Consider the following 16,156-nt stretch of genomic DNA (forward strand, 5'->3'; position numbering starts at 1 on the left):
CAGGTCAATGCGTATCTCCTCAATCAAGGCGGTGATGGTTGTTTTGATGGTCTCTTCGTCCAGAGAGGGGTGTTTCAGGGCAATCCGGGCAGCCAGAACGTCGCTGCCGTTGGTGTTGCGCGCCACATAGCGGGGCCGCCAAGACTGGGGTGTGGTCAGGGCGTTGACTTCTGGTCTCCATTGCACGGTTGCCATAACTGCTCTCCTTGGGGATTAACTGTTTGTCATGACATCAAAACAATCTAATCCGGCAGATTATGCGGCGGCGGGGTTCCTGTCAATAAAAAAAGAAGAGCAGCGGAAGGCTGCGGCGGTTTTCTTCTCCGACAGCTTATAGGCCGGAAAAGTTACAGGCTATTGGGAAAAATTCTACAGCCTATAAACCGAAACGGTTATAGCGCATGGGAGAGTCGGACATAAGTGCTTAGGCGAGGTTCGGATAAGCACATAGACGAGATCGGCATACGTGCTTATGCCGGGTTCGTCTATGTGCTTGGGCGGGAAGGGGCTATGGGTGGTGAAGAGGGCTGGGCAAGCAAGAAGAGGCTTGCCCAGCCTGCGGTGCTTATTAACCACCTATTATGACATTGAACTCGTCTGGCTCGACACTCTCTAATGGTTGATCAAAGTCCAGTTTAGTGTTCTCCGCAATGGCTTGTAACTCTTCTTTCCTTTTTTGGAAAAAACTTTGCTCTTCTTTCTCTATAGCCTCGAGTTTTTCATTGATGAACTTGACGGCATCGCTATCAATAGATCCACTTGTATTCTTTACAGTCAGACACAGACCGCTCTCGTTAACTTTAATACTCAAGCCAGGGAAATCGCTAAGACATGACGGTAGTTTTTTCTTAGCACGTGGAGATAGTGGACGATCAAGATTGAAGGCAACACTATGGGGCGGATATTGACGGTCCTTAAGGTTAGCTGATACAAGCTTGTCAGTACTCTCTAAGTTAATTGATACAATTTTCATGAATGATCCTTTATTGTATTGAAATAGTTCGTAACTGCGCTGGGCCATAGGTTAGGGCAAGTCTGCTCACTTTGACCTGCTGCGTAACATGTACCCAGTAACCTGGCTCATAGGTAAGCACCGAGCCAAACTCTGTCAATAGGGAAAATAGCAGTCAGGCGGGAATACTCTTCGCAGCCGCAGCAAGAGGCTTCAGCCGGAAGATAGCCCGCGCTTCAGGCCGGTGCATGAAGAGGTCTTGCGGAGAGCTTGATGCCCAAGGCATGAAGCAGCTTGAGCATTGTGTCATAGTGCAGCTTCACGCCGGGCGCAAGCAGCCTGTGCAGGCTCTCACCGCCAAGCTCGGCATCTTTGGCAAGCTGCGCCATGCCGCGTGCGTGCGCCACATCACGGACAGCGGCAAGGAACACATCGGGATTGGCATCTTCCAAGGCGGCGGTCAGATACTCCGCAATGGTCTCTTCATCGTCGAGGTAGTCAGCAGCGTCAAAGGGAACAGGTTTGGCCATGATTCACTCCGCATCCAAAGCCCGCGCCATCTCAATAGCGCGTTTGATGTCGCGCTTCTGCGAGGACTTGTCGCCGCCCAGCAGAAGCAGATAGATCACGTCTCCGCGACGGGTGTAATAGACTCGATAGCCGGGGCCGACATGCACCCGCATTTCAGATACACCTTCGCCAACCGCCTCGCAGTCGCCGAAGTTGCCATGCTCGGCGGAGCGGATGCGATGCGCGATGCGGGCGCGGCCAATCTTGTCTTTCAAGGCGGAGAGCCAAGCGTCGAACTCCTCCGTCCGCAGAAACGTGTTCATGAATTCAGTCTATCCGAACGGATACATCCCTGCAACTGCTCAGGCAGGAATACTCTTCGCAGCCGCAACAAGAGGCTTCAGCCGGAAGATAGCCCGCGCTTCAGGCCGGTGCATGGCCTGCCACAAGTCCCAGTCCTGCTGCAAGCCCAGCCAGAAATCAGCCGACATGCCCACGACCTGCGACAGCCGCAGAGCAGTGTCCGGCGTGACCGAAGACGTGCCCTTGATGATGTTGTTTAGACGGGAATACGGGATGTCCAGATGCCGGGCAAGCTCGGTCTTGGTGATTGCGAGCGGCTTGAGGAACTCCTCCTCAAGCATCTCTCCCGGATGGGTCGGCGGACGATGCGCGGGCAGCCGCCGCCCGCTGCTTCGTTCAGTGATAGTCTGTGATTTCGACTGCGCAGGCATGGCCATCCTCCCATTGAAAGCAGATACGGTACTGCTGGTTGATCCGAATGCTGTATTGCCCCTCGCGGTCGCCTTGCAGGAGTTCCAAGCGGTTGCCCGGCGGCACTCTGAGTTAGGCAACCTCTCGAACACGGTTGAGCTGATCCAGTTTCCGGCGGGCTACAGGCCAAATTGACTTGGGGCAGCGCTTCAACGCCGCCCGTGATGCCGCGCCGTCAAAGATGTCCTCTGCGCCCGCGCTCTTGAAAGACTGAATCATACGTCATTATAGAATGCGGCAAGGCAGATGCGCAACTGTTGCCTTGCACATCACTCCCTTGCTCCGCTCACAAAAAATACACCGCGCAGTAATAGCCGCCCACTAAGAGGAACAGCACACCGGTCAGCCGCCGTGCCCAGCGTTCAAAGACGGTGATGCGGTTGAAGGCTTGGGCGACCTTGTTGGCCCCAAAGGCCAGCAGTAGGGCGAAGAGCAGCACCGGCAGGCCGGTTGCCAGCCCGTAGATGCCGGGAATGAGCAGGCTTGACTGCTGCTGCACGGCCAAGGGCAGGAGCGAGCCGAAGAACAGGGCCGCCGAGGTCGGGCAGAAGGACAGGGCGAAGACCATGCCCAGCAGCCCGGCCCCGCCGATGCCCAGAGAGTCGGCCTTGTTCTGCAAGGCCGCGCTCAGGCCGCCGCCCTTGCCTGTTGGCAGGCGGATGACCTCCAGCAGGATCAGGCCGACCACAATCAGCACCGGGCCAAGGGCCATGTTCATCTGTTTTTGCAGCATCTGCGAGAGCGAGGGCGCGGAGAGCAGGCTGCCGACCAGCAGCACGCCCAGCAGCAGATAGGCCAGAGCGCGCCCGGCGGTGTAGAGCAGTCCTGCCTGCAAGACGCTGGCCGGTCTGCCCACCCGCCGCCCCACATAGGAGATGGCGGCGATGTTGGTGGTCAGCGGGCAGGGGCTGATGGAGGTGAGGATGCCGAGCCAGAAGGCCGAGGCCAGCGGCACGAGGATGGACTCCGTCATGAGCCTGCGCCCTGATTGAGGGCGGCGATCTCGGTGCGGAGGTAGTCGGTGAACGCAGGCTCGTCATGCACCAGCTGCCAGACCTTGTCCAAACGCCGCCACCTGGCCTCCTTGCCCTGCTTGAGCTGGGAGATAACCACCGAGCGGACAGCCAGCTCGTAGTCTTCAACAAAGTGCTCGTTCTCGGTCTCGTCCACATTGACCACCTGCAATTCCACTGAGCCGTCCTTGAGCTGGGCGGCAAAGCCTTCCTCCAAGGTCTTCTTGGTCAGTGCCTCAATCTTCTTGCAGGTCTTGCAGCGCTGGTTGCCGTGGAAGTAATAGACCCGCGTTGTGCTCTGCTCGACGCGCTGCGCCTGCCCGCTGGCTGGGGCTTCCTCAGCAAAAGCTGCGCTGCCGCTGAGGGCGAACACTGAAAGGGCCAAGGCCATGATGCGGATGCTCTTCCTCATTTCCCTGCTCCTCCTGCCAGCACAGCCTTCAGCTCGTCCACGGATGAGGTCTTGCCAACCAGCTTCACCACGCCATCCACCGCCAAGGCGGGAGTCATCATCACCCCGAAGGCAGTGATCTGGTTGATGTCGGTGATCTTCTCCAGCTCGTAGTCAAGCTGAAGGGCCTTGGCAGCGGCCTCGGCGTTCTCGGCCAGCTTCTTGCACTTGGGGCAGCCGGTGCCCAGTATTTGGATCTTCATTGCCATCTCCATAGTTGTTTGTTTATCAGAACAGCAGGCAGGAATCACTGCGCCTTTCCAAGAGCGTTGATGAAATCCTTGGCCGTGTCGCCGCGAAGATTGTCTGCGAGTCCGACCAGTCCGTCGGTCAGGTATCTCGCCTCAAGACCTTTTGAGCGGAGGTACACCATCGCGATAGTTGCGCGGTCTTTGTGAGGACATGCAGTCACAATGATCTTGTCCTTGTCAAGCTCTGCAAGCCTTTTCGGCAGCTCGTTCAAAGGGATGTTGATTGACGGCATGACCTTCCACGCTGCATATTCCTCTGCAAACCTGATGTCAATCAATTGCGCTTTCCCTTCCTTCAAGAGCTGGACAAGCTCTTTGCTGTCAACCTTCATCTCATTTCTGGCGGCATAATCAAAGGCGGTGATGTATTTCTCCAGCTGGGCATCGCTTGCGTATGCAGGCTGGCACATTGCCGCCAGCAGGAAGATGAGCGCCAGTTTTTTCATGTGGTTCTCCTTGTTGATCAACGCCCAGTATGACGGGGCCGTTGATTGAGCAGTTGTTTATCCGAACAGCGCCCCGAATATCACGCCGCTGACAGTTGCCATAATAATCACCAGGCTGACAAAGACCACGGTCTTCTTGGTGCCCAGCACGGTGCGGATGACCAGCATGTTGGGCAGACTCAGGGCGGGGCCGGCCAGCAGCAGGGCCAGCGCAGGCCCCTTGCCCATGCCGCTGCCGAGCAGTCCTTGCAGGATGGGCACTTCGGTCAGGGTGGCGAAGTACATGAAGGCTCCGGCAAAGGAGGCGAAGAAGTTCGCTCCCAGCGAGTTGCCGCCCACCGCGCCAGCTATCCATGCCGAAGGAATCAGCCCTTCCTGCCCGACCCTGCCCAGCAGCAGACCCGCGATGAGCACGCCGAAGAGCAGCAGCGGCAGGATCTGCTTGGCAAAGTCCCAAGACGAGGCGAACCAGTCGCCGGTCTCGCCCTTGTCCGTGCTGGTGATGACGGAAAGACCGATGCTGCCAGCGGTGAAGGCGAGCAGCGGCTGCTCTGGGAAGAGGACGGCGAGTGCTATAACCGGCAGGGCACTCACCGCCACTTTCCACCACGCCAGCTTGAACCAGAGCACGAGCATGATGCCCAGTCCGGCGGCGCAGCAGGAAGTCACCAGCCACTTGACGCTGTAGATGGCCGCCCAGATGCCCGTGCTCTCCTCCGGCCTGCCCCAGTTGGCAAAGACTAAGATGCCGACCATCGAGGCGAAATAGAGCGCGTTCTGCCAGAGCGGGCGGCTCACCTCCTCATCTGGCAGGGCCATGCGCGCTGCGGCTTTGGCCGCCTCCTCCTTGCGGAAGATGAAGGCCATCAGCAGGCCGATGACCACGCTGAAGACGATTGCCCCGACCGCCCGGCCTATGCCCAGCTCCAAGCCCAGCACCCGCGCTGTCAGGACGATGGACAGCACGTTGATGGCCGGGCCGGAGTAGAGGAAGGCCGCCGCTGGCCCCAAGCCTGCGCCCATGCGGTAGATGCCCGCAAAGAGCGGCAGCACGGTGCAGGAGCAGACCGCAAGGATGGTGCCTGACACCGAGGCCACGCCGTAGGCGAGCAGCGGATTCGCGCCTGCGCCGAGGTATTTCATCACCGAGGCCTGGCTGACAAAGACGGCGATGGCCCCGGCTATGAAGAAGGCAGGGATCAGGCAGAGCAGCACATGCTCGCGGGCGTACCACTTGCTCAGGTGCAGGGCCTCCAGCACCGCGTTGTCAAAGCGCTCCCAGCCCACCGGGAGATAAAAGAAGAGCAGAAACAGTCCGGCAATCCACGCCAGCTTCTTCCATTCAGTGTTCCAGTTCATGTGTTCCCCCTGTGGTTATTTTGTCATATTGCCAAATGTTGACGAAAAAAGCAAGAGGCAGTTTGCGAGCTGCCTCTCCATGTTCCGCTTGCCCTCCTTCCGCTGATGATCCACCAACGCAGCCTGCACATCATTCCCGCCGCATCTCTTTTGCCTGTTTACATTTTACCCAGCCCGTGGTATGAAACTTTGTCCGGCTGCGTTGACCGCGTTCGACGCAGCTGCTGAACACTGTTTCCCGCAGACTGGCCTTCCGCCGTTTCTTTTGCATTTTTTTGGAGTCATCCTATGCGGCTGCATCGTTTTTTCCTCAGCGGCGCTGTTCTGACATCCCTGTTTTTCGGCTCGATGCTGCATGGCAAAGTCATGCCGAGCGAGTTTGATGCCGGACGCAACCGTCTGATCGCCTACATGCTCAGTCATCAGCTGCCTGCGCAGCATTTCAGCCACAAGCCGCTGGACGCGCAGACCTCCAAGGCCGCCTACGCGCTCTATCTCAAGCAGCTCGATCCGCGCAAGCAGTTCTTGCTGGCCGAGGATGTGCGCCAGTTAGACACCTTTGCCGACAAAATCGGCGAGGAGCTGAGTCAGGGCCGGCTGCTGCTGCCGGACGCAGGCATGGGGCTGCTCAACCGGCGCGCCGCCGAAGTGGACAAGCTGACCGACGAGATCTTGGATGCCGGGTTTGATCCGGGCCGGGTTGATTATTTGCAGACCGATCCCGAAAAAATGACCTATGCCGCCGATGCCGCCGAACTGCGCGACCGCTGGCGGCGTTCTCTCAAGCTGGAAGTGATTGACGGCTATCTTGAGGAGATGGAAAAGCTGAACAAAGAGCGCGAGGAAAAAGGTCAGCCTGCCCTTGATCTGGCCGCAACGCCGCTGGATCAGCCGCGCTGGACAGCTGCGCTGGACAAGGTGCGCAAGAAAACCCACCGCTACATCGAGCGGCTGCGCAAGACAGACCGGCAGGAGCATTACAACCGTTATTTCGACGCGGCAGCGCGGGCTTTTGATCCGCATACCACATATATGGCTCCGGAATCAAAAGAGGATTTTGACATTCACATGAGCGGTGCGCTGGAAGGCATCGGCGCGCTGCTGCGGGAGGACGACGGCCACATCAAAGTCGTGAGCATCATCCCCGGCAGCCCGGCGGAGGCGCAGGGTCAGCTTCAGGCTGAGGACATCATCATGGCGGTGTCGGAAAAGGACGGCGAGCCAATCGATATTTCAGCCATGAGCATCCGTGAGGCGGTCTCGCACATTCGCGGCCCCAAAGGCACGGAAGTGCGGCTGACCGTCTCCAGAGCGGACGGCGCCCGTTTAGTCATTCCTATCATCCGCGACGTGGTCAAGCTGGAGGACAGCTTTGTCAAATCCGCTGTCCTCAAAGACAGGCAGGGCCAGAAGGTCGGCTATCTGCGCATTCCCAGCTTCTACCGTGACTTCTCCGCCGGGGGCGGGGATGATGAGGCCCGCAACGTCACGGACGACACCCGCCGCGAGCTGGCCAAGCTGAAAAAGGAGGGTGTCGCCGGACTGATTCTTGACCTGCGCAACAACGGCGGCGGCTCGCTTTCCGACGCGGTGGATGTCTCTGGACTGTTTCTGCCCGGCGGGCCGGTGGTGCAGGTCAAAAACGCCGAAGGCCGGATTATGGTGCTGGAGGACAATGACCGCAGCGTGGCTTACGACGGGCCGATGCTGGTGCTGATCAACCAGTTCGCCGCCTCGGCTTCGGAGATTCTGGCCGCCGCCCTGCAGGACTATGGCCGCGCCTTGGTCGTCGGCGGCGCCCACACTCATGGCAAGGGCACGGTGCAGGCCCTGACCGACATGAACCGCAATCTGCCGCTGCTGCATCTGAAAAAATATGAGGACTTGGGGGCGCTCAAAGTTACGATTCAGCAATTCTACCGGGTCAACGGCAGCTCCACCCAGTACAAGGGGGTGACCCCGGATGTCACGCTGCCCAGCATGTTGGACTACTTGGAAACCGGCGAGCAGCATTTAGACAATTCCCTGCCTTGGGATCAGGTCAAGGAGGTCTCTCATAAAGCGTGGCACGGCCCCCGCATTGACGCTGCCGCCGCCCAGCTGAAAACTGCCAGCTATCTGGCCGAAAGTGAAAAATTCAAAAAAATTGAGACTGAAAGCCTGCGGGCCAAGGAGCGCAGGGACAACAGTCTGGTGCCTGTGTATCTGGCCGGAGTGCTGAAGGACCGCAAGGAGCTGGAGCGGGCGAGAAAGGAAACCGAAGCCGCCGGGGTTCTTGACGGCGGCGATGAGGATGAGACGCACGCTGGCGCCAAGAAAAAGAAGAGCTTGGAGGAGGAGCTGGCCGACGATCCGTACACGGATATAGCCCTCTTTCTCATGGACAGCACGGCGGCGGTGGTGGACAGCGCTGGCGGCAGAAAATAATTTTTTTCTTGAAATCAGCCCGCAATCGTGATAGAGCAGAAGACCATCATGCAGAGCCTGAACGAAGCCCTGAAGCGCAATGAAGAAAAAATCCTCGCCCTGTGGACCGAGCGGACGCTGGACACGTATGAGTCATCCAGTTTTTTCAAGAAGTCACAGGACAGGTTCGCCAATCCGGTCGGCATGAACATCCGCGAGGGTCTGACCGCGCTGTTCCGATTGCTGGTTGAAGGCGCAGGCGCGGAGCAGTTTGCCAAGCCGCTGGATCAGATCATCCGCATCCGGGCGGTGCAGCAGTTCACGCCGTCGCAGGCGGTCGCGCCGCTGCTGGATTTGAAAGCGGCAGTGCGGCAGGTTTTCTCGGCGGACAAAGACTGCCGGCATCAGCTCTTGGAGCTGATGCCGTTCGAGGCCGACGTTGACCGGATGACCTTGCAGACCTTTGACCTGTATATGGAATGCCGGGAGCGGCTGCATAAAGCGCGAATCCGGGAGCTGAAAAGCGGCAGTTATATTCTCACCGATTCAGCTTGCGCTTCAGCATTGATCCGGGAAAATTTGCGAGAACTGTCGCCACAGGGAGGCTGCGCAGCGGACAAAGCATAGCAATATGCTTCAGATATTTTATCTTTCTTAAAAAGGGAGCGATCAATGAAGCACATCTTCCCCTTGGTTGCAGTCATCGCCTTGGCGTTGATTGCGTGGATCGGGTCCAACATACCCGGCATGCAATACCTGTTTGGCGTTGCGGTGCCGTATGCGGCCTTGATTCTTTTTGTCGGCGGCTTCTGCTGGCGGGTGCTCTACTGGGCCAAGTCGCCGGTGCCGTTCCGCATTCCCACCACCTGCGGCCAAGGATACTCCATGCCGTGGGTGAAGCGGGACAAGTTCGAGGCCCCGGTGAGCACTGGCGAAGTGCTGGGCCGAATGTTCATGGAGATCGTTTTTTTCCGCTCTCTCTGGCGCAACACCAAGGCCACCATCAAGCCCGGCCCGGAACTGACTTACAGCTCCACCCGCTGGCTCTGGCTCTTCGGCATCCTTTTTCATTACAGTATGCTGGTGATTCTGATCCGGCATCTGCGCCTTTTCGTTGGATCAGAGCTATTCTTCGTCACGGCGTTAGAGGCACTGGACGGCTTCACCCTCAACCCGACCCCGGAGCTGTCGCTCTACGTCACCGACGCGCTGATTCTCGTCGGCTTAGTGGCTCTGCTGGCCCGCCGTTTTTTGATCAAAACGGTGAACTATATCTCCTTGGCCAACGACTACTTCCCGCTTTTCCTCCTCATCGGCATCGCCCTCACCGGCATCCTGATGCGCTACTTCCTCCGCTCCGGCGTGGACATCGTGGCCATCAAGCAGCTGGCTCTCGGCCTGACCACCTTCAAGCCGGTTGTTCCCGCAAATATCGCCTCAGTCTTCTACGTGCATCTGTTTTTAGTCTCCTGCCTGCTGGCCTATTTCCCCTTCTCCAAGCTGATGCACATGGGCGGAGTCTTTCTCAGCCCGACCCGCAATCTGGCCAATGACAGCCGGATGCGGCGGCACATCAACCCGTGGAACCCGGACATCAGGCCGCATTCCTATGCGTCCTATGAGGACGAATTCCGGGCGGACATGATCGAGCAGGGCATCCCGGTTGAAAAAGAACTGCCGCAAGGCTGACGAATAACAGGTGGACAAGGGACTATCACAATGGCCGTTATAAAAAAAGATGAGCTGGCGCGGAGCGTGGTCGAAGACCCGACTTTGATGACCGGCTCCATGCCGGACAAAGACTGGATGGACATCCCGGCAGTGTTCAAGCCGGGCAACTACGCCTACCCGACCAAGCCGGAAAAGCTGGAATATCTCAACAGCCAGCAGGGCGTGAGCTTCCCCAACGCCCGCGCTTGGAACCCGGAGGACGAGGACTGGAAGCTGCCGGAGAACTGGAAGGAGATCATCATCAAGGGGCTGGCGGATAGGCTTGACCGCTTCCGCTCTCTGAAGATTTTCATGGACTGCTGCGTCCGCTGCGGCGCCTGCGCGGACAAGTGTCACTTCTTCCTCGGCACCGGCGACCCGAAAAACATGCCCGTGCTGCGGGCCGAGCTGCTGCGCTCTGTCTATCGGCAGGAGTTCACCTTGGCAGGCAAGCTGCTCGGCAAAATGGCTGGCGGGCGCGAGATGACTGTCGGCGTGCTGAAAGAGTGGTTCATGTACGCCTACCAGTGCACCGAGTGCCGCCGCTGCTCGGTCTTCTGTCCTTACGGAATTGACACCGCCGAGATCACCATGATGCTGCGCGAGCTGCTGCATCTGGTCGGCTGCGGCATCAACTGGGCGATGGAGCCGGTCTCCAATTCCAACCGCACCGGCAACCACATGGGCCTGACCCCGCAGGCCTTCAAAGGCAACGTCGAGTTCCTCTGCGATGACATTGAAAACCTGACCGGCGTGCGGGTCAATCCGACCTTCAACCGCAAAGGTGCGGAGGTGCTCTTCATCACCCCGTCCGCAGACGTGTTCGCCGAGCCGGGCATCTTCACCTGCATGGGCTACATGCTGCTCTTCCACGCCATCGGCTTGGACTACACCTGGTCAACCTACGCCTCAGAAGGCGGCAACTTCGGCCTCTTCACCTCCAATGAGATGATGAAGAAGCTGAACGGCAAGATGTACGCTGAAGCCAAACGGCTGGGTGTGAAGTGGATACTCGGTGGTGAGTGCGGCCACATGTGGCGCGTCATTCATCAATACATGGACACCATGAACGGCCCGGCTGACTTCCTTGAAGTGCCGAAATCGCCAGTCACTGGCACGGTCTTTGAGAATGCGGCCTCGACCAAGATGGTGCATATCAGCGAGTTCACCGCCGACCTGATCAAGCACGGCAAGATCAAGTTGGACAAGAGCCGCAATGCACATGTCAAGGCTACCTTCCACGACTCCTGCAACCCGGCCCGCGCAATGGGCATGTTGGAAGAGCCGCGTTATATTCTGAATAACGTGCTCGACGAATGGTATGAGATGCCGGAAAACACCATCCGCGAGAAGACCTTCTGCTGCGGTTCAGGCACAGCCTTGAACACGGAAGAGATCATGGAGCTGCGGATGCGCTCCGGCCTGCCCCGCGCCAACGCGGTCAAGCATGTTTATGACAAGCACGGCATCAACACGCTGGCCTGCGTCTGCGCGATTGACCGCGCCACCCTCAGCACCCTGATGGACTATTGGGTGCCGGAAGTGCAGGTGGCTGGCGTGAGCGAGCTGGTGGGCAACGCCTTGGTGATTGAAGGCGAAAACAGACAAGACCTGACCGAGGGTCTGCGGACTCTGGTCTGACCGGGAGGAGAAACTATGTACGACAGCGGCAAAATCATTCCGGGACTGGCGGTCTTTGTTCTTCTGATCACCTTCCCCATCTGGTACAACAATCTTGTTGGCGATGTTGGCGCGGCTCCGGCCAAAGATCCCAATCTGACTCCGGAAATGGTGCAAGGCGCGGTTTTTCCAAACGGCCAGAGCCATCCGCCTGCGGCTGAGATGCGGGCCACACATATGGATGTGCTGCAAGGCATCCATGTCACCGCCAAAGGCTACAATGCGGCCAAGGACGGCCAGAAGCCGACCATGAGCTGTCTGATGTGCCACGGCGGCAGCAAAGAGCAGTTTTGCGACAGCTGCCATGCCTACGCCTCAGTGAAAACGCCTGACTGCTGGACTTGCCACACCAAGCCCTAAGCCGCGAAGCTCCCAATTTCCGGCCAGCCCTCTGACAAAACCAGTCAGGGGGCTTTTTTTATTTTTCATTCTGTGGTAAAGTATCCTCCCTTTGCTTATCAAAAAAAGTGATAAATCTCATCTGCGAAAGCAAAGGTGTCTCATGAGCGGCAGCCCGGCGCAGCCCAAGCGCATTCTTGTTCTCTATTATTCTTTCAGCTCCCAGACCAAAAATCTCGTTCAGTCCCTGCTCGACGGCATGGCCGAGTACGAGGCCGAGGTGGTCTGCGAGCGGCTTGTCCCGACCATCCCGCAGCATTTTCCCATCGGCACCATTCCCAAGACGTTTAAGAAAATGATCGTCACGCTCTTCCGGCAGCGCATTCCGATTGAGCCGCTGCCCGAACACTGCTTTGAGCCGTATGACCTGATCATTCTCGCCGGGCCGACCTGGTCGTACAATCCCAGCGGCCCGGTGCTCTCCCTCATAGACCGCGACGGCCAGCGGCTTTTTGCCCAGCAGACCGTGCTGCCGGTCATCTCCTGCCGGGGCTTCTGGCGGATGCACTGGTGGGGGATCAAATCACTGCTGAAAAATCTGGGGGCGCGGGTGCCGAACGGCATCATCTTCACCCACACCAGCAAGGAGCCGTGGCGGACTGTCGGCGTGTTCCTCAAGCTGGCCGGAGAAACCCCGGAGCGGATGTCGTGGATGAAAGACCATTACCCAAAATACGGCCACACCCGGCAGCAGATCGACGAGGCCCGCCGTTTCGGCGAGATGATCGGGCGGGCGGTGACGCAGGGCGAGGAGCTGGAGCGGCTGGTCTTCAACACCAGCTTGGCGATTTACGAAGAACACCCTCCTGAATACGCATCAAGACCTTGACCGGTCAAAGGGCGCGGCGCGCGGGGTATTCCGTCCCGCGCCTCATGCTGACGGCTTGCCGCTTTCCAAGTTGAACCTTTTCAGCTTCCGCCAGAGCGAGACCCGGTCGATGCCGAGAATTTCCGCCGCCTTGGACTTGTTGCCGCCGGTCTGCTCCAGCACGCGTCCGATATGCAGCCGCTCCTGCTGATCCAACGACTGGAGGCCGCCGCTTTCTGAGCGCGCGGCAGCGCGGCCAGCTCTGCCTGTCAGCTCAGGCAGATGCGCCAGCTCGACGCGCTCGCCCCTGGCCAAGACCACGGCCCGCTCAATGATGTTCTCCAGCTCGCGCACGTTGCCAGGAAAGCTGTAGTCCTCCAGCCGTGTCAAGACCTCCGGGGCCAGCGACCGCACCGGCTTGCTCATCGCCGCGCTGAAGCGGTCAAGAAAGAACTGGGCCAGCAGGCGGATGTCACGGGGCCGCTCAGACAAAGGCGGCAGATGCAGATTCATGACATTGATGCGGAAATATAAATCCTGCCGGAAGCCGCCCTCCCTGACCATCCGGGTCAGATCACGGTTCGTGGCCGCCAGAAAGCGGACGTTGATCTTGACCGGCTCGGTCGCGCCCAGCGGCAGCACTTCTTTTTCCTGCAAAACCCGCAGCAGTTTGACCTGCATGGCCGGGGTCATCTCCGTCACCTCGTCCAGAAAGAGAGTGCCGCCTTCAGCTGACTCAATCAGGCCGATTTTGTGCCGGTCCGCGCCGGTGAAGGCCCCTTTCTCGTGGCCGAACAGCTCGTTGGCGAGCAGATCTTCGGTGAACACGCCGCAGTTGACCGCCTTCAGCGGCCCGGCGGCGCGCGGGCTGCGCTCATGGATGAACCGGGCGAGCAGCTCCTTGCCAGTGCCGGACTCGCCGGTGATGAACACTGAGCAGTCGCTCTGCGCCACCTCGCAGGCGGTATCCAAGAGCTTGCGCATTCCCGGATCCTCTGTGAGGATGGCCACGCCCTGCGCTTTGGCCAGCCGCTCCTTCAGATCCGTGCTCTCCTGCCGCAGCTGCCGTTTCTCAAGCGCCTCGCGCACAGCCTTGCGCACTTCGTCAAGCTTGTAGGGCTTGATCACATAATGGCAGGCCCCCATCTTCATCGCCGAGACCGCCGAGCTGATGGTGGCATAGCCGGTGATCATGATCACCTCGGTGTCCGGAGAGACCTGCTTGCTGCGCCGCAGGAGTTCCATGCCGTCCACATTCGGCATCCGCAGGTCTGTCAGCACAAGGTCAAAGCGGTGCTGCTCAATCAGCTTGAGAGCGTTCTGGCCGCTCCGGGTGGCGACGACCTCATAGCCCTCCTTGCCGAGGATGTGCTGCAAATTGCGGATTGCGGCCTGCTCGTCGTCAATGATCAATATTTTTGGCGGGTTCATATCGGAATTGTTTGATATTTTGCCGTCGTTGCAGGGACACGACATGTCGTGTCCCTACAACGACGGCAGCGTGTTCACCGGCAGGCGGATGAGGAAGGCCGCGCCGCGCCCCTCCTCGCTCTCCACGCTGATTTCACCGCCGTGTTTGGCGATGATCTCGCGGGTGACAGCCAGACCAAGGCCGCTGCCTTTGCCCACGTCCTTGGTGGTGTAGAAGGGATCGAAGATTTTTTCCATATCCATTGCTGAGATGCCGGGGCCGTTGTCGCGCACCTCAATCAGCGCTTCACCGCGCTCCTCGTCAAGTCCAGCCCGGAGCAGCACTTCCCCTCTGCCCTCCAGCGCCTGCCCCGCATTGCGGAGGATGTTGATCAGTGCCTGCTGGAGCTGCCGCTTGTCGGCGAAGAAGAGGCCGTCTCTGCTTATTTCCAGCGTGAATGCGACCTCCGCAGGGAAATCCTTGACCACCAGCTTGCTGGTCTGACGGATGAAGCGCCCCAGCTCCAGCTCCGCAGGCCGCATCTCGCGGTCATGGGCGAACTCAAGCAAGGAGCGGATGATGTCCCGCGCCCGGTCGGTCTCCTCGTCAATCTGCGCCGCCATCTCAATGAGAAAGTCGCTCTCCGGGATCTTCGCCTCCTGCAATTCCTCCAGCAGGATCTGCGCCGAACTGCTGGCGTTGGAGAGCGGGTTGTTCAGCTCGTGGGCCACGCCTGCGACCAAAGTGCCGACAGCGGCGAGCTTCTCGCTCTGAACAAGCTGCTTCTCACGTTTTTCCAGCACGTCCAGCATGTGGCGGATCGCCTTGCTCACAGCTTGAATTTCAACAGGATCATCATCGGCATCTTTCAGCCCGGCGCAGCAGCCCTGCGCCACGCTGCGCGTGTATTCCGCAATATGCTGGAGCGGCTGCACCACCAGCTTCGTCATCTGCCGGCCAAGAAGCAAGGCCAAGGCGGCCACGGCCAGCACGAAAAAAATGCCGGTCCAAGTCAGGCTGGCCAGCTTGCTGTCAATCGAGCGGCGGATGCCCGCATTCATTGCCCCGGAAAGATCAACCAAGTGTTTGCCCACGCTGCGGATCCGCTCCTCCTCCGCATGATGCCGCGCGACTTGGAAGAAACTGAAGTCCTTGTTGATCAGCTCTCGGTAGCGCAGCAGCTCGCGTTCCAGCTCCGCCGCGCCGGAGGAAGACTGGCCGTGCTTCTCGCGCAGCAAAGCCAGAGCGTTGCTGATCTGCGTCTGGTTCTCGCGGAAGTCCTGCTCCTGCCGGTAAAGGAGCCAGTTCTTCTCATAGCGGCGGATTTCCAGCACCGTGTCGCTGAGAGCCGAGACAGTTTCCAAATCGGCGACGCGCTGGCGGATGTCAGCCAAGCCAAGAGCGACCAGCAGCATGATCAGCGCGACCAGCAGCAGCAGCAGACAATAGCCGAGCTGTATCCGCCGCGCAAGACTGTTCAGGAAAGGATGCTGTTTCATGCGCTGCATAATGCAATGCCGCAGTCGGGAATGCAACTTCTTTTGCATGGCTGCCGCGCCAAGGTTTTTTCTCCTGAAACAGCGGCGGCGATTCTTTTTGCAACATCCAGCCGGGGCGCGGCAGCCGGACCGGATTTGTTTGTTCAGGAAATGTGAGGAGATGATAAAAAAAACCGTTTTGGCACGATCCTTGCATGAACAAGGATGTCAAGCTGAAAAACAGTTATTTTTATCAGGAGATCAGTATGAAACTCATTTGCACCCTGCTGGCCATCGAAGAGAGCTTCAGCGCAGCGGCGTTTGCCGAAGAAAACGAGCATCAGGCCGCCCGCGAAATGCTCCGCCGGACGGACGGCGAGCGGCGGAGCCAATGCCGCCGTCCGGCAGCGGTCGAAATATGCCGCAGAGAGATGCCGCCTGCTGCCTGACAACAGGCCCCGGCGGAAATGTTCCGCCGTTTTTTCCCGCTCCCCCCTGATCTCCTGCC

General features: G+C 58.9%; 19 protein-coding genes and 1 pseudogene. 7 read left to right on the forward strand and 13 right to left on the reverse strand.

The window, feature by feature from the left end; all coding sequences use genetic code 11:
* From ACNKH3_RS09085 to ACNKH3_RS09135, 11 genes and pseudogenes are all read right to left on the reverse strand, one after another.
* A partial coding sequence (locus ACNKH3_RS09085; protein ID WP_417909332.1) for a hypothetical protein occupies positions 1 to 195 on the reverse strand: 195 nt, incomplete at its 3' end.
* Between the two features lie 373 nt (positions 196 to 568).
* On the reverse strand, positions 569 to 973 hold the full coding sequence (locus ACNKH3_RS09090) for a hypothetical protein (RefSeq protein ID WP_420208997.1): 405 nt from the start codon (positions 971 to 973) through the stop codon (positions 569 to 571).
* Positions 974 to 1,188: 215 nt separating this feature from the next.
* Positions 1,189 to 1,482, reverse strand: a complete 294-nt coding sequence (locus tag ACNKH3_RS09095) for an addiction module antidote protein (protein WP_420208998.1) — start codon at positions 1,480 to 1,482, stop codon at positions 1,189 to 1,191.
* A gap of 3 nt (positions 1,483 to 1,485) precedes the next feature.
* A complete protein-coding gene (locus ACNKH3_RS09100) occupies positions 1,486 to 1,785 on the reverse strand; it encodes a type II toxin-antitoxin system RelE/ParE family toxin (RefSeq protein ID WP_420208999.1) in 300 nt (99 codons plus the stop codon).
* Between the two features lie 39 nt (positions 1,786 to 1,824).
* Positions 1,825 to 2,196 carry a HigA family addiction module antitoxin gene (locus ACNKH3_RS09105; RefSeq protein WP_420209000.1) on the reverse strand — a complete coding sequence of 124 codons (372 nt, stop codon included), beginning with the start codon at positions 2,194 to 2,196 and terminating at the stop codon, positions 1,825 to 1,827.
* Positions 2,162 to 2,455, reverse strand: a pseudogene (locus ACNKH3_RS09110) (type II toxin-antitoxin system RelE/ParE family toxin). The gene ACNKH3_RS09105 and the pseudogene ACNKH3_RS09110 overlap by 35 nt, the downstream one beginning before the upstream one ends.
* A gap of 67 nt (positions 2,456 to 2,522) precedes the next feature.
* On the reverse strand, positions 2,523 to 3,209 hold the full coding sequence (locus tag ACNKH3_RS09115) for an aromatic aminobenezylarsenical efflux permease ArsG family transporter (RefSeq protein WP_420209001.1): 687 nt from the start codon (positions 3,207 to 3,209) through the stop codon (positions 2,523 to 2,525).
* Positions 3,206 to 3,661 carry a nitrophenyl compound nitroreductase subunit ArsF family protein gene (locus ACNKH3_RS09120; protein WP_417916245.1) on the reverse strand — a complete coding sequence of 152 codons (456 nt, stop codon included), beginning with the start codon at positions 3,659 to 3,661 and terminating at the stop codon, positions 3,206 to 3,208. Before ACNKH3_RS09120 ends, ACNKH3_RS09115 begins: the two co-directional genes overlap by 4 nt.
* On the reverse strand, positions 3,658 to 3,903 hold the full coding sequence (locus ACNKH3_RS09125) for a thioredoxin family protein (protein ID WP_417916246.1): 246 nt from the start codon (positions 3,901 to 3,903) through the stop codon (positions 3,658 to 3,660). Before ACNKH3_RS09125 ends, ACNKH3_RS09120 begins: the two co-directional genes overlap by 4 nt.
* 44 nt (positions 3,904 to 3,947) lie before the next feature.
* Positions 3,948 to 4,397, reverse strand: coding sequence for a rhodanese-like domain-containing protein (locus ACNKH3_RS09130; RefSeq protein WP_417916247.1), 450 nt, complete (start codon positions 4,395 to 4,397; stop codon positions 3,948 to 3,950).
* A 57-nt stretch (positions 4,398 to 4,454) separates the two neighbouring features.
* Entirely contained in the window at positions 4,455 to 5,756 is a 1,302-nt protein-coding gene (locus tag ACNKH3_RS09135) for a permease (RefSeq protein ID WP_417916248.1), read from the reverse strand.
* 288 nt (positions 5,757 to 6,044) lie between these two features.
* Between ACNKH3_RS09135 and ACNKH3_RS09140 the strand changes: the two genes are divergently transcribed.
* The 6 genes from ACNKH3_RS09140 (at position 6,045) to ACNKH3_RS09165 (ending at position 12,780) form a co-directional block, all read left to right on the forward strand.
* A complete protein-coding gene (locus ACNKH3_RS09140) occupies positions 6,045 to 8,183 on the forward strand; it encodes a carboxy terminal-processing peptidase (protein ID WP_417916249.1) in 2,139 nt (712 codons plus the stop codon).
* 27 nt (positions 8,184 to 8,210) lie between these two features.
* Positions 8,211 to 8,789, forward strand: a complete 579-nt coding sequence (locus ACNKH3_RS09145) for an RsbRD N-terminal domain-containing protein (RefSeq protein ID WP_420209002.1) — start codon at positions 8,211 to 8,213, stop codon at positions 8,787 to 8,789.
* 45 nt (positions 8,790 to 8,834) lie between these two features.
* Positions 8,835 to 9,851, forward strand: coding sequence for a sulfate reduction electron transfer complex DsrMKJOP subunit DsrM (gene dsrM / locus ACNKH3_RS09150; protein WP_417916251.1), 1,017 nt, complete (start codon positions 8,835 to 8,837; stop codon positions 9,849 to 9,851).
* 30 nt (positions 9,852 to 9,881) lie between these two features.
* Positions 9,882 to 11,513: a sulfate reduction electron transfer complex DsrMKJOP subunit DsrK gene (dsrK, locus tag ACNKH3_RS09155; RefSeq protein ID WP_417917244.1), complete on the forward strand. Its 1,632-nt coding sequence runs from the start codon at positions 9,882 to 9,884 to the stop codon at positions 11,511 to 11,513.
* Between the two features lie 15 nt (positions 11,514 to 11,528).
* Positions 11,529 to 11,912 (forward strand): cytochrome C, encoded by a 384-nt coding sequence (locus ACNKH3_RS09160; RefSeq protein WP_417917245.1) that lies wholly within the window; start codon positions 11,529 to 11,531, stop codon positions 11,910 to 11,912.
* 142 nt (positions 11,913 to 12,054) lie between these two features.
* A complete protein-coding gene (locus ACNKH3_RS09165) occupies positions 12,055 to 12,780 on the forward strand; it encodes a hypothetical protein (RefSeq protein WP_420209003.1) in 726 nt (241 codons plus the stop codon).
* A gap of 42 nt (positions 12,781 to 12,822) precedes the next feature.
* Here ACNKH3_RS09165 and ACNKH3_RS09170 read toward each other — a convergent pair whose 3' ends face one another.
* Entirely contained in the window at positions 12,823 to 14,190 is a 1,368-nt protein-coding gene (locus ACNKH3_RS09170) for a sigma-54-dependent transcriptional regulator (RefSeq protein ID WP_417915883.1), read from the reverse strand.
* Between the two features lie 54 nt (positions 14,191 to 14,244).
* Complete coding sequence (locus ACNKH3_RS09175; RefSeq protein WP_417915882.1) at positions 14,245 to 15,669, reverse strand: sensor histidine kinase; 1,425 nt, start codon at positions 15,667 to 15,669, stop codon at positions 14,245 to 14,247.
* A gap of 245 nt (positions 15,670 to 15,914) precedes the next feature.
* On the opposite strand from ACNKH3_RS09175, the gene ACNKH3_RS09180 reads away from it, so the two are divergent.
* Positions 15,915 to 16,097 (forward strand): hypothetical protein, encoded by a 183-nt coding sequence (locus ACNKH3_RS09180; RefSeq protein WP_417915881.1) that lies wholly within the window; start codon positions 15,915 to 15,917, stop codon positions 16,095 to 16,097.
* The last annotated feature ends 59 nt before the right edge of the window (positions 16,098 to 16,156 follow it).

Source organism: Candidatus Electronema sp. JC (assembly GCF_048287365.2).
Classification (GTDB): Bacteria; Desulfobacterota; Desulfobulbia; order Desulfobulbales; family Desulfobulbaceae; genus Electronema.

What these genes read in the sequence shown, in the direction of transcription:
- ACNKH3_RS09090 (WP_420208997.1), bottom strand. Translation starts at nt 973, where the DNA reads ATGAAAATTGTATCAATTAACTTAGAGAGTACTGACAAGCTTGTATCA.
- ACNKH3_RS09095 (WP_420208998.1), bottom strand. Translation starts at nt 1,482, where the DNA reads ATGGCCAAACCTGTTCCCTTTGACGCTGCTGACTACCTCGACGATGAA.
- ACNKH3_RS09100 (WP_420208999.1), bottom strand. Translation starts at nt 1,785, where the DNA reads ATGAACACGTTTCTGCGGACGGAGGAGTTCGACGCTTGGCTCTCCGCC.
- ACNKH3_RS09105 (WP_420209000.1), bottom strand. Translation starts at nt 2,196, where the DNA reads ATGCCTGCGCAGTCGAAATCACAGACTATCACTGAACGAAGCAGCGGG.
- ACNKH3_RS09115 (WP_420209001.1), bottom strand. Translation starts at nt 3,209, where the DNA reads ATGACGGAGTCCATCCTCGTGCCGCTGGCCTCGGCCTTCTGGCTCGGC.
- ACNKH3_RS09120 (WP_417916245.1), bottom strand. Translation starts at nt 3,661, where the DNA reads ATGAGGAAGAGCATCCGCATCATGGCCTTGGCCCTTTCAGTGTTCGCC.
- ACNKH3_RS09125 (WP_417916246.1), bottom strand. Translation starts at nt 3,903, where the DNA reads ATGAAGATCCAAATACTGGGCACCGGCTGCCCCAAGTGCAAGAAGCTG.
- ACNKH3_RS09130 (WP_417916247.1), bottom strand. Translation starts at nt 4,397, where the DNA reads ATGAAAAAACTGGCGCTCATCTTCCTGCTGGCGGCAATGTGCCAGCCT.
- ACNKH3_RS09135 (WP_417916248.1), bottom strand. Translation starts at nt 5,756, where the DNA reads ATGAACTGGAACACTGAATGGAAGAAGCTGGCGTGGATTGCCGGACTG.
- ACNKH3_RS09140 (WP_417916249.1), top strand. Translation starts at nt 6,045, where the DNA reads ATGCGGCTGCATCGTTTTTTCCTCAGCGGCGCTGTTCTGACATCCCTG.
- dsrM (WP_417916251.1), top strand. Translation starts at nt 8,835, where the DNA reads ATGAAGCACATCTTCCCCTTGGTTGCAGTCATCGCCTTGGCGTTGATT.
- dsrK (WP_417917244.1), top strand. Translation starts at nt 9,882, where the DNA reads ATGGCCGTTATAAAAAAAGATGAGCTGGCGCGGAGCGTGGTCGAAGAC.
- ACNKH3_RS09160 (WP_417917245.1), top strand. Translation starts at nt 11,529, where the DNA reads ATGTACGACAGCGGCAAAATCATTCCGGGACTGGCGGTCTTTGTTCTT.
- ACNKH3_RS09165 (WP_420209003.1), top strand. Translation starts at nt 12,055, where the DNA reads ATGAGCGGCAGCCCGGCGCAGCCCAAGCGCATTCTTGTTCTCTATTAT.
- ACNKH3_RS09170 (WP_417915883.1), bottom strand. Translation starts at nt 14,190, where the DNA reads ATGAACCCGCCAAAAATATTGATCATTGACGACGAGCAGGCCGCAATC.
- ACNKH3_RS09175 (WP_417915882.1), bottom strand. Translation starts at nt 15,669, where the DNA reads ATGAAACAGCATCCTTTCCTGAACAGTCTTGCGCGGCGGATACAGCTC.
- ACNKH3_RS09180 (WP_417915881.1), top strand. Translation starts at nt 15,915, where the DNA reads ATGAAACTCATTTGCACCCTGCTGGCCATCGAAGAGAGCTTCAGCGCA.